This is a genomic window from Enterobacter cloacae complex sp. IR5401 (assembly GCF_049238425.1).
GTDB classification, from domain to species: domain Bacteria; phylum Pseudomonadota; class Gammaproteobacteria; order Enterobacterales; family Enterobacteriaceae; genus Enterobacter; species Enterobacter hormaechei_C.
In genome coordinates, this window is record NZ_JBMKHN010000006.1 from 222,696 (window position 1) to 236,505 (window position 13,810).

Here is a 13,810-nt window from a genome sequence, read left to right on the forward strand (position 1 = left end):
CTCTGTGGTAGATTCCTCGCGCATTTATGGGAATGCATAGTCACTTATTCTTCATTTATCTCTTTTGGCAAAAGTATTCAGCGACATGAAAAAGCAACGGAACGTGAACTTATTGTTGATGCTGGTGTTACTGGTGGCCGTCGGGCAGATGGCGCAAACCATCTACATTCCAGCGATTGCCGATATGGCAAAAGATCTGAGCGTCCGCGAAGGTGCAGTCCAGAGCGTGATGGCAGCCTATCTGCTAACCTATGGCGTTTCACAGCTGGTTTATGGTCCCCTGTCCGATCGCGTCGGGCGTCGTCCGGTCATTCTGGTGGGCATGAGCATTTTCATGGTAGCGACGATGATCGCCATTACCACTCACAGCCTGACCGTCCTGATTGCCGCCAGCGCCCTTCAGGGTGTGGGCACCGGCGTCGGCGGGGTTATGGCGCGTACCCTGCCGCGTGATATGTACCAGGGCACACAGCTTCGCCACGCCAACAGTCTGTTAAATATGGGTATTCTGGTCAGCCCGCTGCTGGCCCCGCTGATTGGGGGTCTGCTGGACACCGTCTGGTCCTGGCGCGCCTGTTATGCCTTCCTGCTGGTGCTGTGCATTATTGTCACCTTCAGCATGGGGCGCTGGATGCCGGAAACCCGCCCAAAAGACGCGCCGCGCACGAAGCTCATCGCCAGCTACAAAACGCTGTTCGGTAATGGGTCCTTTACCTGTTATCTGTTGATGCTAATCGGCGGCCTGGCGGGCATTGCGGTGTTTGAAGCCTGTTCCGGCGTGCTGCTGGGCGCGGGCCTTGGCCTGAGCAGTATGGTGGTGAGTATTCTGTTTATTCTGCCGATCCCGGCGGCGTTCTTCGGCGCATGGTTCGCCGGACGTCCGAACAAGCGTTTCTCCACCCTGATGTGGCAGTCGGTGATCAGCTGTCTGCTGGCCGGGCTGATGATGTGGATCCCGGGGCTGTTTGACGTAATGTCGGTCTGGACGTTGCTCATCCCGGCAGCGCTGTTCTTCTTCGGCGCGGGCATGCTGTTTCCCCTCGCCACCAGCGGCGCGATGGAGCCGTTCCCGTTCCTCGCAGGCACGGCAGGCGCGCTGGTGGGCGGTTTGCAGAACATCGGTTCCGGCGCGCTGGCCTGGCTTTCGGCTATGATGCCGCAGACCGGGCAGGCGAGTTTAGGCTTGCTGATGACCCTGATGGGGCTGCTGATTTTGCTGTGCTGGCTGCCGCTGGCGTCGCGTGTCTCGCATCACGAACAGCCGGTTTAACCGAATGATGGCCCGGCTTCTCGCCGGGCTTTTCACAGACGGGCGCAATCATCGCCTGCAATAGCCGCTCTGGGGCAGGCCGCCACGCCCCCTCTTCCCCGTCATAAAACTGAACATCGGCGTTTATCGCATACGGGATGTTGGCATGTTGCAGCTCGCACGCCATAAACGTGGCAAACGCCATCTGCGAGGCGGTTGGCGTCAGGCTTTTCGATTCGCCCACCCCCCAGCCGCCAACCCAGCTCACATGCCCGGTTTTTTGTTGCCAGTGCAGCGCGGCGTTGATTCGGTTACGGATAGCCGCTTTCTCAGCCGCAGTTCCGGACGTCCACGGGTATTTACCGTTCGTTTTCAGCGGACCCCAGGGGAAAATATGCCACTCCGCCAGCAGGTAATTCTGGCTGTGCGCGGGTAGCTTCAGGCTGGATAAATCCTCCGGCGCGGCGCGCAGACGAGGGGCGATAAAAATCATGCGGCTGGCATCAATGGCGTGAATGTCTTTGATCGCTTTCTCATACACCCGGTTGAGCGAAGCAACGTTGTGGTTGAGCTTGTCCGCCGGTTCGTAGATCAGGTCAAAGCCCAGCAACGGCGAGCGCTGACCAAAATAGTGCGCCACGGCAATCCACCAGTTAATCACCTCTTTTTCGGTATCCGCTTTCGGGTCGTTTTTATATTCATCGGCCTGATAAGCGATGATGGGGATGACGCCGTATTGCTCGCAGGCCTCCACCAGCTTACGCAGGTGAATCAGCCGCGCTTCCGTCGGTTCGCCCGCCACCCGAATACGGACATGGTGTATGCCTTTCGCCTGAAAATCACGGACCACCAGCGGGTCGAATTCGCGGATACCGCGCTCGGTGCGTGCCCAGTCCACATCCATCCCGACGCCCAGCTGCTGCGCATAACGGGCAGCCGTCAGCGGCGGCTCAGCGGCAGTCGCCCAGCCGGAAGAGAGTAAGATCGCAGTGGCAATAAAAGGCTTTAACACGGTTTACCCTGGAAAAATCAAAAGCATTACCTGTATTTAGCACGCTTTTTCACATTTGGTGTAGAGCGAAAGCGTAATAATTCTTCAACCCGCCAGCTCTCTTAGCCAGCCGATAAAGGCGTCAATTTTCGGCCACTGACGGCCGGGAAGCGTTGAGACGTAATAATGCTGATGGCACTTGAGGGTTTCCCCATCAAAGGGTGCGATCAACTCCCCCCGTTCGAGACGTTTTTGCACCAGCCGCTTTCTCCCCATCGCCACCCCGACATTACTCATGGCCGCGATAATGGCTAAATCAGAACGATCGAAGCCAATACCCGATGATAACGGCATATTCACCGCGAAATGCTGCGCCCAGCTCAGCCACTCATCCGTACCGGAATCATTGCTCCAGGCCTGACGGTCGTGCAGTAACGTGCAGTGGCTGAGGTTATGGGGGTTTTTCAGCAGTTCATGCTCCCGGGCATACGCTGGCGAGCAGACGGGCAAAATCTCTTCATCCATCAAAAAGTGATGAGAAAGGTGGTTTGGCGGCGTATCGTCGAAATAGAGCGCCAGATCGATGCCGGTTCGCTGCATGTTGACGTAATCATTACCAGTCAGAATAGTAAGTGAAATCGACGGGTAGCGGCGGGTAAAATCCCCCAGCATCGGCACCAGCCAGCACTGGGCGATCGAGGGCCGGGAGTACACCGTTAGCGTACCTGACAGCGCCTGGTTTTTAATGTCCAGGATCTCCTGATTCAGGGTGTCGAGGGACGATTTCAGCGTCCAGTAAACGCGCTTGCCTTCCTGCGTCAGCTCCACTTTACGGTGTGAGCGGACAAACAGCTGAATGCCCAGCTCCTCTTCCAGCAGGTTAATGCGGTGGCTCACCGCGCTGGGGCTGAGCGACAGCTCCGCCGCCGCCAGGGCGAAGGACTCATGCCGGGCAGCCACTTCAAAGGTGTACATTTTCGACAGCTGCCAGCCGTTTAACAGCCGGTTTCTGCCTTCATTCGCATCGGTCATCACAATTCCCACACGTAATTTCTGCGTACAGCATACCGCTCAAGAATGAATTTATGTGAACCAACGGCAAAATAAGTGCGCTTTTTAGAGTCCAGTCACTCAGTTGATCCAATCTGGCTCATCTGAACGCCAATTTATATCGTTTGTCAGCCCAAGCCGTTTTTTCGTCCAATATCCCCAGATGACATAAGGGTGAGGTGAGATATGGGATCTCAGGTCTGGGTTGTGGCAACGCTGCTTGTCAGCATCGTGTTGATTGTTTTAACCATCGTAAAACTGAAGTTTCACCCGTTCCTCGCGCTGCTGCTGGCAAGCTTTTTCGTTGGCGCGATGATGGGGATGAGCCCGCTGGATATGGTTAACGCCATTGAGAGCGGGATTGGCGGTACGCTGGGCTTCCTGGCGGCGGTTATCGGTCTTGGCACTATTCTCGGCAAAATGATGGAAGTCTCCGGCGCGGCAGAGCGCATCGGGATTACGTTGCAGCGCTGCCGCTGGCTGTCGGCGGACGTGATTATGGTCCTGGTCGGCCTGATCTGCGGCATTACGCTGTTTGTTGAAGTGGGCGTGGTACTGCTGATCCCGCTGGCGTTTTCCATCGCCAAAAAGACCAACACGTCGCTGCTCAAGCTGGCCATTCCGCTCTGTACCGCACTAATGGCAGTGCACTGCGTGGTGCCTCCGCATCCGGCCGCACTATTTGTCACCAACAAATTAGGGGCGGACGTCGGGACGGTGATTGTCTACGGTCTGGTGGTGGGCCTGATGGCGTCTCTGGTTGGTGGCCCGCTGTTCCTGAAGCTGCTCGGCAACCGTCTGCCCTATAAGCCGGTTCCGGCGGAATTTTCAGACCTGAAGGTGCGGGAAGAGCACACTCTGCCGTCGCTGGGCGCCACGCTGTTCACCGTGCTGCTGCCGATTGCCCTGATGCTGGTGAAAACCATTGCCGAGCTGAACATGGCAAAAGAAGGCTCGCTGTATACCCTGCTGGAGTTTATCGGCAACCCCATCACCGCGATGTTTATCGCCGTGTTTGTCGCCTACTACCTGCTGGGGATCCGCCAGCACATGGGCATGGGCGCAATGCTGATCCATACGGAGCACGGCTTTGGCTCTATCGCCAACATTTTGCTGATTATCGGTGCGGGCGGGGCGTTCAACGCCATCCTTAAAATCAGTGGTCTGGCGGAGACGCTGGCGCATATTCTCTCGAACCTGCATATGCACCCTATCCTTCTCGCCTGGCTGGTGGCACTGGTGCTGCACGCCGCCGTGGGTTCGGCAACGGTAGCGATGATGGGTGCCACGGCGATAGTGGCGCCGATGCTGCCGCTCTACCCGAACGTAAGCCCGGAGATCATCACCATTGCCATCGGGTCCGGCGCTATTGGCTGCACGATCGTGACCGACTCTCTCTTCTGGCTGGTGAAGCAGTACTGCGGCGCGACCCTGAATGAGACCTTCAAATACTATACGACGGCGACGTTTATCGCCTCGGTGCTTGCACTTGGCGGCACATTCCTGCTTTCTTTCATTATCTGAGCGCGAAGAGACGTATTATGGAAAACGCAACTATCACTACTTTAACCGCACAGTTTCCTCTGGTTGAGGATCTGATTGCCCTGAAAGAAACCACCTGGCTTAACCCTCGCACCACGACGCTGGCGGAAGGATTGCCGTATGTCGGGCTGACGAAAGCCGACGTAGACGACGCGCACGCGCGCCTGAAACGCTTCGCGCCGTATCTGGCGAAAGCGTTCCCGGAAACGGCGGCAACGGGCGGGATTATCGAATCCGACCTGGTCGCGATCCCGGCGATGCAGGCGCGGCTGGAGAAAGAATCTGCGAAGCCTGTTACAGGCACGCTGCTGCTGAAAAAAGACAGCCATCTGCCGATTTCCGGCTCGATCAAAGCGCGCGGCGGCATCTATGAGGTGCTGACCCATGCGGAGAAACTGGCGCTGGAAGCCGGGTTGCTGAGCGTTGAAGACGACTACAGCGTTCTGCTGGAGCCGCGCTTTAAGGACTTCTTCAGCCAGTACAGCATCGCGGTGGGCTCAACCGGCAACCTGGGGATGTCCATCGGCATTATGAGCGCACGCATTGGCTTTAAGGTGACCGTGCATATGTCCGCCGACGCCCGCGAGTGGAAGAAAGCCAAACTGCGCAGCCACGGCGTGATCGTCGTTGAATATGAGCAGGATTACGGCGTGGCGGTGGAGCAGGGACGCAAAGCGGCGGAAAGCGATCCGAACTGCTTCTTTATTGACGATGAGAATTCACGCACGCTGTTCCTGGGCTATGCGGTTGCTGGCGAGCGCCTGAAGGCGCAGTTTATCGAACAGGGCCGCGTGGTGGATGCCGATCATCCTCTGTACGTCTATCTGCCGTGCGGCGTCGGCGGCGGCCCCGGCGGCGTGGCTTTTGGCCTGAAGCTGGCCTTTGGCGATAACGTCCACTGCTTCTTTGCGGAGCCAACGCACTCACCGTGCATGCTGCTGGGCGTTTATACCGGGCTGCACGATGAAATCGCCGTGCAGGACCTGGGTATTGATAACGTGACGGCGGCGGACGGACTGGCGGTAGGACGTGCCTCCGGCTTCGTGGGCCGCGCGATGGAGCGCCTGCTCGACGGGTTCTATACCCTCTCCGATCAAAGCATGTACGACATGCTCGGCTGGCTGGCGCAGGAGGAAAGGATTCGCCTGGAGCCGTCGGCGCTGGCGGGGATGGCCGGGCCGCTGCGCGTCGATGCCGATGAGAACGTTACCCACCTGGTGTGGGCGACCGGCGGCGGCATGGTGCCGGAAGACGAGATGGCGAAATATTTAGCGAAAGGGAAGTAATTATGCCGGGTGGCGGCTGCGCCTTACCCGGCCTACAGGTGCAAAATTTGTTGAATGTGGGTTACCGCAAACAGCAGTGACAACGACAGCACGGCCAGGGCGATGAGGAACTTATCCCGCACCGCTTTCGGCTGCGCAAAGTCGTTCTGCGACACGTCCATCAGGTTACGGCTGCGGGTGTAGCGCCATAAAATGATGGCTACCAGCGCCAGCACAACAATGGAGATCCAGAATGGCGCCCCCGTGCGGTGCCAGTTGTGCTTAATGGCAAGAGCGATCAGCGCGCCATACCCCAGCAGCGTGCGCAGCCAGGCCAGCGAGGTTCGCTCTGGCTGAAGGCCGGGGTCCGCTTCCCGCCGCGCTTTGCGGCTATCCGGCATACAGCACCAGTAACATCACTACGCCCGCAACCATCAGCAAAATCGTACTGATAATGAGCAAGCCGCGCGTGTAGGGGAGATCCTGCTTCAGACGCATCGCCTTTTCATTTCTCAGCCAGCGCAGATAGCCATAAATCGCCAGCACGCCGGCAATCAGGCACAGTAGCAGGGCCAGCACTTCGCGAATCAACGGGGTGGCAAAATCGGGGGCGAGCTGATTAAGGCCGACGCCTGCGGCCAGAAAGCCCAGGGCGGTGCGGATCCACGCTAAGAACGTGCGTTCGTTAGCCAGTGAGAAGCGGTAGTCCGGTGCTTCACCGAGGCGGGAAATGTTCATGAAAGTTCCTTGTCGTGCTGCATGCAGGCTTCAGCATAGCGTAATTCAGCCAGGACAAGGAGACCGGCATCAGGCGATGCCGGTCAGAAAGATTAGTGCAGCTCTGGCCAGTAATCCTTATTCGCTTCAATCAGATCGTCCAGAATCGCCTTCGCCACCGATGCGCTCGGTACGGTTTTCGACAGGGTAATCGCCTGCCAGAGTTTCTGATACGAGCGCTGCTCCCAGGCGTCCACCACCAGTTTTTCCACCGCCACCTGCTGGCTCATGAGCCCTTTCTGGAAGTGCGGAATATCACCCACGGTCAGCGGCTCCGGTCCGTTGTGGCCGACCAGACAAGGGATTTCTACCATCGCGTCAGCGTCAAAGTTATGGATAGCCCCATTGTTAGGCACAATCAGCAGCATGCGTTCCTGGGTGTTAAAGGCAATCGCGGTCGCCAGATCGACGATGTACGACGCATGTTCGTCAATTTCCAGTTCACCGGCAGAAGAATGACCGGCTTCGATAATCGCCCGACATGAACTGAATACATGCTTCTCACGGTGATCCATCACTTCATTGGCGCGGGTACGCTCCGGATTGGAATGGGCGACCACATAGTCCGGGAACAGGTAATACTTCAGGTAGGTGTTCGGCATGGTGTCCGGATCCAGCGCCTGTACGTCTTTGGCCTTGGCGAAGGTATCGTTCCAGCTCGCTTCAGTATGCACATCTTCCGAAGGCGGAACATAACCGTTTTTCGCCACGTATTCGCGCAGCTTCGGCATCAGATCGTTGCCGTTCTGATCTTCAATCGACGTCCACCAGCCGAAGTGGTTCAGACCGTAGTAGCGCACGCGCATCTCTTTGCGGTCTTTCAGGCCCACGATTTGCGCCATACGTCCTTCAATGCCGATCGGCATGTCGCAGATGTTGAGAATTTTCGCGTTCGGACGCAGGCGGCGCGTGGCTTCCGCGACAATCGCCGCCGGGTTGGAGTAGTTCAACATCCACGCGTTCGGGGAGTGCTGCTCCATGTAATCCACCAGCTCCAGCACGCCGCCGATGGAGCGCATGCCGTAGGAGATGCCGCCCGGCCCGCACGTTTCCTGGCCCAGCACGCCGTGGCGCAGCGGGATTTTTTCATCTTTTTCACGCATGGGATATTTGCCAACGCGAATATGCGCCATCACGAAATCCACATCGGTAAAGGCCGCTTCAGGATCGGTGGTGTAACTAAATTCAATCTCCGGCGCCTGCTCCTTAAGGATGATTTTACACGCCTCGGCGATGATCTCCTGACGTGCTCCGTCATTGTCATAGAACTTCAGCGCACGCAGCGGGAAACGGTCACGGTTGGCTAACAGCATCAGGACGATACCAGGCGTGAATGTACTGCCGCCGCCTGCAATAACAACTGAGAATTTTTTCATGATATAGCCTCTGTCAGAGTGGTTTGTTCGTTTGTTAAAGGGGTTTTCATCAGCGATTCCAGCTGGTCGCGCACCTGAGGAACGTGCAGACCGACAATCACCTGTATGCCGTTGCCGCGCCGCACCACACCGTGTGCGCCCAGGGCTTTGAATACGTCATCGCTTTGGGTTTTCGTCATATCCACCAGGGCGATACGCAGGCGGGTGGCGCAGTTATTGATACTTTCGATATTCGCTGCGCCGCCGAGCGCCTGTAAGAACCCAGCGGCCTGTCCGACCTGCTGGCTGGCTGCCGCCGGGGCGGTGGTTTGCCCACGAGCGGCCTTATAGTCGGCCTTGCTGTAGAGCTTGATTTCGCTCTCTTCCCGGCCCGGCGTTTTGAGATTCAGACGTTCGATAAGCGTTCTGAAGACCACGAAGTAGATCCCGGTGAAGCAGAGGCCGATGCCAATCTGGGTGAATACCGTCGAGGCGTGGTTATGGAACATCGGGATCCAGTTTTGCGGCAGGAACTGGTCCAGCAGACCGCCGCCCATGTTCCCCACCACCCCGAAGATATACATCACCGTCGCCATCGTTGCGGCCAGCACGGCGTGGATGGCAAACAGCAAAGGCGAGATAAACAGGAAGGTGAACTCCAGCGGTTCGGTAATGCCCACCAACACGGCGGTAAGCGTGGCCGGGATCAGCAGACCTGCCACTTTGACGCGGTTCTCCGGTGACGCGGTATACCAGATAGCCAGCGCAATACCGACTGAGCCAAACACCTTAGAGTTGCCGTGCAGCGCGAATCCGCCCTCCGGGAACAGCGTTTTCAGCGGCACAGTGCTCTGGCTGAATTCCTGAAGGTGCTGTGCCCAGTAGACCTGAATGCCGCCTTCTACCGCAGCCGGGCCGAAGATAAACGGGCCGTAGACAAAGTGGTGTAATCCGGTTGGGATCAGAATGCGTTCCAGGAAGGTATAAACCCATACGCCCAGCGCGCCAGCGGTACGTAGAAAGGCCTGCAACGACTCAATGCCCATCTGCACTTTCGGCCAGCCCAGCAGCGTCAGCCAGGCGCAGGGGATCATCACGAAGAACGCGAGGATAACGACAAACGAGGTGCCCTGGAAAATCCCCAGAAAGACCGGCAACGGCTTGTCGAAAAATCGGTTGTGGATGGCGGTGACGAGCCCGGAAATGATAATCGCCCCGATGATGCTGGTATCAAGCGTTTTGATTCCGGCAATCATCGCCAGCCCGCTGCCGGCAGTGGGTTCAGCAGAGAAGTCGACGCCAAAGAAGTGGCCCCAGGTCATCCCCATCGCGTTGATAAAATAGTTCCAGGTCAGGAAGCTAATCAGCACCGCCAGACAGGCGCGGCCCTGCGCCTGCTTTGCCAGGCCAATCGGTAAGCCGACAGCAAAAATCAGCGGCATATTACGGAACACCGCCCAGCCGCCCTCTTCGATGATGTGAACAATTTGCGCGAACAGATTATCAGGCGCGGTTAAGGCCTCACCGACAAACAGCGGATTGCGAAGCATGATGGCGATCCCAACCACGATCCCGGCAAAGGGAAACAGCAAAACCGGGGTGAACATGGCGCCGCCAAAACGTTGTATTTGACTGAGCATTTTTAAATCCTCATGAAACAACCTGTAGGGGATAGAGGCCTTTATGGTTTTTTACTGGCCTGAGGTGAGCATAAGAAGTTACTGATGCGGGAACATGGCGTGCCGCTGCGATTCGTGATCGCATTCATGGTTTTAATTTGACCAATCAGGTCTACTTTTTAAACTAAACATGGACAAGTTAAGACGTATTCCACGCTATGATGTGCGCAGAGAGGTCTACTGGTGATCTACAAATCAATTGCCGATCGGCTACGGCTGCGGCTGAATTCTTCGGACTACAACATTGGCAGTCCGTTACCCGGAGAAAAAGCGCTGGCAAAGGAGTTTGGCGTAGCCCGGATGACCGTCCGCAAAGCGCTGGATCTGCTGGTAAGCTGGGGGCTGGTTGAACGTCGACACGGTAGCGGGACGTTCGTGGCGCGCAAAGACGTTCATCATGAAACGACTAACCTGACTGGGCTGGTGGAGGTATTGCGCCAGCAGGGGAAAGAAGTGCAAAGCAAGGTGTTGCAGTTTGAAGTGATGCCCGCGCCGCCCGCCATCGCCAGCCAGCTGCGGATTCAGGTTGATGAGCGGATCTATTTTTCAAGGCGGGTGCGTTACGTGGACGGAAAACCGCTGATGCTGGAGGACAGCTTTATGCCGGTGAAGCTGTTCCGCAATCTTTCCCTGGCGCATCTCGAAGGGTCTAAGTTTGATTACATCGAGAAGGAGTGTGGGATCACCATCAGCGGCAACTACGAGAGCCTGACGCCGGTGCTGGCTGATAAACAGCTGGCCGGTTATATGAATGTGCCGGAACAGACGCCGCTGCTGCGCATCACTTCCCTTTCCTACAGCGACAGCGGCGAGTTCCTCAATTATTCCGTGATGTTCCGGAACACAAGCGATTACCAGGTGGACTACCATCTGCGGCGTATCCACCCGGAAGACTTATTAGCCCATCCCCCAGAATAGCACCGCCAGTAGCTGCGGGGTGATGATGCGCAGAAACATCACCAGCGGATAAACCGTGGCGTAGGATAACGCCGCCGCGCCGCTGGTGGCGTGCAGGTTATTGGCGAACGCCAGCGCGGGCGGATCGGTCATGGAACCGGCCAGCATGCCGCACAGCGTGAGATAGTTCATTTTAGCGAACATACGCGCCAATAATCCGACAGTTATCAGTGGGATAGCGGTAATAAATATGCCGTATCCTACCCAGCTCATCCCTTCGCCGTTCACCAGAGTATCGACAAAATCGCCGCCGGATTTCAGCCCCACCACCGCCAGAAACAGCACGATGCCCAACTCCCGCAGCGCCAGGTTAGCGCTCGGCGGCATAAACCAGTAGAGCTTACCGATGGAGCCGATACGCCCGAGGATAAGCGCCATAATGAGCGGCCCGCCTGCCAGACCCAGCTTCAGTGCTACCGGGAAGCCGGGCACGTACAGGGGGATGGAGCCAAGCATGACGCCAAGCCCGACGCCGATAAAGACCGGCAGCATCTGCACCTGCTGGAGTTTTTGCTGGGCGTTGCCCACCATGTCCGCTACGGCATCAATAGATGAAGGACGCCCGACGAGGTTGAGAATATCACCGAATTGCAGGCTGGCATCCTGGCTGGCCACCAGCTCGACACCGGCGCGGTTAAGCCGGGAGATCACCACGTCATAACGCTCTTTAACCTGCAAATCGCGTATTTTCTTGCCCAGAACCTTTTCATTGGTCACTACCACCCGCTCCACGCGCATGTCCGTTCCACGGGTTGAGAGTGAGGTATCCACCTCCTGACCAATCACCAGCCGGGCATTGTTTAAATCCGCCGGTTGCCCTACCAGATGCAGGAGATCGCCGTGCTGAATAAGGGTATCCGGTGAAGGCACCATCAGCGTTTCATCACGTTTCAGGCGGGAACAGATAATGGTCGCGCTGTTCAGAATGGGAACATCCTGAATCGCCATATTGTTCAGATTAGGGTTTTCGACGCGAATATTGATAGTTTTAATGAGCGCATGGCCATTGGTCAGCGTTTTCATGCTCTTTTGCCTCCTGCTCGACGTTAACGCGGAACAGCACGCGCACCAGCCACATCGAGAGCAAAATACCGCAAATGCCAAACGGATAGGCCATGGCGTAGCTCATCCCCATCTGATCGACGACATCAGCAGGGATACCCAGATCGCGCAGAATTTGCTGGCCCGCCCCGAGCGCGGGCGTATTCGTGACGGCGCCGGAGAAGATGCCCAGCACAACGGGCAGCGGAATCGCGAAGAGTTTATGCAGAATGGCGGTAACCAGCCCACCCATCACGACGATGCCGAAGGCAAAGAGATTAAGGCGTAAACCGGAGACGCGCAGGGAAGCGAAGAAGCCCGGCCCCACCTGAATACCGATGGTATACACAAAGAGGATCAGGCCGAACTCCTGGATGAAATGCAGCATATCGGCGCTGAGCACCCACCCAAGCTGGTCGGCAAAATGGCCGACAAAAATCCCGCCGAACAGCACCCCGCCAATCCCAAACCCGACGCCGCGGATTTTGATATTCCCCAGCCATAGCCCCACTACCGCGACAAGGGCCAACACGCTGATGGTTAACGCGATATCACTCATGTTCCACATCCTGTGTATAACCTTAGTTATTATAAGGATTCTCTCAGAACTGGCGGCGGTTGTATGGGCGATGGCGCACATAAAAGCCGAAGGTAAACGCAAAACGGTCACCCGAAGGTGACCGTTTTTAGTGTTTGCACCCTCTCCCACAGGGAGAGGGTCGGGGTGAGGGCACCAGCCCGCACACGATTAGCTATTCAACGCCGGGCGTTCGCTAATGGCGATGCGCTGAGGCGCAATGGCTTCCGGCACGTTACGGGTGAGGTCAATGTTCAGCAGCCCGTTAGTGAACGTCGCGCCAGAAACTTCCATATGGTCTGCCAGGGTAAAGCTCAGGCTAAACGGCTGAGTGACAAGCCCCTGATGCAGCCATTTGGTCTCGGTGTCTGGTTTTTCCGGTGACCCTTTCACGGTCAGGCGCGCACCCTCAAGCTGGATGTCGAGATCTTCCTGGCGGAACCCGGCCAGCGCAAGCGTGATGCGGTAGTGGTTATCATCGCTTTTTTCGATGTTGTACGGCGGAAAGGTCTGCTGTTCGGTTGCGCTTTGCAGCGCGTTAGCCAGTTTGTCAAAACCGATCCACTGACGCAGCAGGGGGGAAAAATCATAGTTACGCATACTAAATCTCCTTCTGAGAAGCGAGTTCGGCACAGTTTAATTTTGTGCACAGTTGTACCTGCAAACCCTTGCGGATTCGCATATGCTCCCTTTACGGCAAGCAATTTCAGGTGGGCCGCAGCCGCGACCCGCTTAATTAATTGATTTCGATACGACGCGGTTTTTTCTCTTCCGGAATCACACGTTCCAGTTCGATAAACAGCAGGCCGTTCACCAGGTTCGCGCCCTTGACGTGGATGTTCTCAGCCAGCTGGAACTTGCGTTCAAAGTTACGCTCTGCGATACCCTGGTAGAGGTAGGTTCGTTCTTTCTGCTCGCCCGCATGGGAGCCTTTCACCACCAGAAGATTGTCCTGCGCCGTGATCTCCAGTTCGCTCTCTGCGAAACCGGCAACAGCAATCGCAATGCGATAGTGGTTTTCGTCAACCAGTTCAACGTTGTAAGGAGGATAGCCGTTGCTCTGGCTCTGGTTGTTTTCTAAGTGGTTGAACAGACGATCAAAACCAATGGCAGAACGGTATAGCGGAGAGAGATCGAAATTACGCATAGATAAATGCTCCTGAAATCAGCGAGAAAATGTAGCCTTCCACCATGGACAGGCTTCTGCTTCCCCGAACACCCATCAGGCGTGTCCGTTATCGGGTTACATTCTTAAAATGGGTATGGATACGGCCTTTTCAAGCCTGTTGATGTGAGATTTTTTTGCACTTTGCTGGTTGTCGCATAG

11 protein-coding genes, 2 pseudogenes and 1 other annotated feature are annotated in these 13,810 nt (G+C 56.6%); of the genes and pseudogenes, 4 read left to right on the forward strand and 9 right to left on the reverse strand.

Annotated elements, in window-relative coordinates:
- Window positions 1-85: 85 nt before the first annotated feature.
- Window positions 86-1,270 (forward strand): multidrug efflux MFS transporter EmrD, encoded by a 1,185-nt coding sequence (emrD, locus tag ACOTX1_RS11650; protein WP_003861070.1) that lies wholly within the window; start codon window positions 86-88, stop codon window positions 1,268-1,270.
- On the opposite strand, the pseudogene ACOTX1_RS11655 reads toward emrD, so the two are convergent.
- Together ACOTX1_RS11655 and dsdC are read right to left on the reverse strand one after the other, a co-directional pair.
- Window positions 1,176-2,261 (reverse strand): annotated as a pseudogene (locus ACOTX1_RS11655) (cellulase family glycosylhydrolase); the annotation flags it as partial. The gene emrD and the pseudogene ACOTX1_RS11655 overlap by 95 nt on opposite strands.
- 84 nt (window positions 2,262-2,345) lie before the next feature.
- Window positions 2,346-3,272, reverse strand: a complete 927-nt coding sequence (gene dsdC, locus ACOTX1_RS11660) for a DNA-binding transcriptional regulator DsdC (protein WP_003861073.1) — start codon at window positions 3,270-3,272, stop codon at window positions 2,346-2,348.
- Between the two features lie 204 nt (window positions 3,273-3,476).
- On the opposite strand from dsdC, the gene dsdX reads away from it, so the two are divergent.
- Window positions 3,477-4,814: a D-serine transporter DsdX gene (gene dsdX, locus ACOTX1_RS11665; RefSeq protein WP_003861075.1), complete on the forward strand. Its 1,338-nt coding sequence runs from the start codon at window positions 3,477-3,479 to the stop codon at window positions 4,812-4,814.
- Window positions 4,815-4,831: 17 nt separating this feature from the next.
- A complete protein-coding gene (dsdA, locus tag ACOTX1_RS11670) occupies window positions 4,832-6,118 on the forward strand; it encodes a D-serine ammonia-lyase (protein ID WP_022650093.1) in 1,287 nt (428 codons plus the stop codon).
- Window positions 6,119-6,150: 32 nt separating this feature from the next.
- On the opposite strand, the gene ACOTX1_RS11675 is transcribed toward dsdA, so the two are convergent.
- The 4 genes from ACOTX1_RS11675 to ACOTX1_RS11690 all read right to left on the reverse strand — a co-directional run bounded on the left by ACOTX1_RS11675 (window position 6,151) and on the right by ACOTX1_RS11690 (window position 9,869).
- Window positions 6,151-6,498, reverse strand: a complete 348-nt coding sequence (locus tag ACOTX1_RS11675; RefSeq protein WP_022650092.1) for a DUF202 domain-containing protein — start codon at window positions 6,496-6,498, stop codon at window positions 6,151-6,153.
- Complete coding sequence (locus tag ACOTX1_RS11680; RefSeq protein WP_023315087.1) at window positions 6,488-6,835, reverse strand: YidH family protein; 348 nt, start codon at window positions 6,833-6,835, stop codon at window positions 6,488-6,490. Before ACOTX1_RS11680 ends, ACOTX1_RS11675 begins: the two co-directional genes overlap by 11 nt.
- Before the next feature lie 92 nt (window positions 6,836-6,927).
- Window positions 6,928-8,250 (reverse strand): 6-phospho-alpha-glucosidase, encoded by a 1,323-nt coding sequence (locus ACOTX1_RS11685; protein ID WP_023315086.1) that lies wholly within the window; start codon window positions 8,248-8,250, stop codon window positions 6,928-6,930.
- Complete coding sequence (locus ACOTX1_RS11690) at window positions 8,247-9,869, reverse strand: alpha-glucoside-specific PTS transporter subunit IIBC (protein ID WP_022650091.1); 1,623 nt, start codon at window positions 9,867-9,869, stop codon at window positions 8,247-8,249. Before ACOTX1_RS11690 ends, ACOTX1_RS11685 begins: the two co-directional genes overlap by 4 nt.
- A gap of 222 nt (window positions 9,870-10,091) precedes the next feature.
- Between ACOTX1_RS11690 and ACOTX1_RS11695 the strand changes: the two genes are divergently transcribed.
- Entirely contained in the window at window positions 10,092-10,826 is a 735-nt protein-coding gene (locus tag ACOTX1_RS11695; RefSeq protein WP_003861087.1) for a GntR family transcriptional regulator, read from the forward strand.
- On the opposite strand, the pseudogene ACOTX1_RS11700 reads toward ACOTX1_RS11695, so the two are convergent.
- The 3 genes and pseudogenes from ACOTX1_RS11700 to ibpA all read right to left on the reverse strand — a co-directional run bounded on the left by ACOTX1_RS11700 (window position 10,806) and on the right by ibpA (window position 13,630).
- Window positions 10,806-12,465: pseudogene (locus ACOTX1_RS11700) on the reverse strand (putative transporter). The gene ACOTX1_RS11695 and the pseudogene ACOTX1_RS11700 sit on opposite strands and share 21 nt — an antisense overlap.
- A gap of 189 nt (window positions 12,466-12,654) precedes the next feature.
- Window positions 12,655-13,083: a small heat shock chaperone IbpB gene (gene ibpB, locus ACOTX1_RS11705; RefSeq protein WP_003861091.1), complete on the reverse strand. Its 429-nt coding sequence runs from the start codon at window positions 13,081-13,083 to the stop codon at window positions 12,655-12,657.
- A 136-nt stretch (window positions 13,084-13,219) separates the two neighbouring features.
- Window positions 13,220-13,630: a small heat shock chaperone IbpA gene (gene ibpA, locus ACOTX1_RS11710; protein WP_003861094.1), complete on the reverse strand. Its 411-nt coding sequence runs from the start codon at window positions 13,628-13,630 to the stop codon at window positions 13,220-13,222.
- Window positions 13,624-13,698: a sequence feature (ROSE (Repression Of Heat Shock gene Expression) occurs in the 5'-region of heat shock genes and acts as an RNA thermometer to modulate expression.), on the reverse strand. Its footprint overlaps the gene before it by 7 nt.
- Window positions 13,699-13,810: the final 112 nt, after the last annotated feature.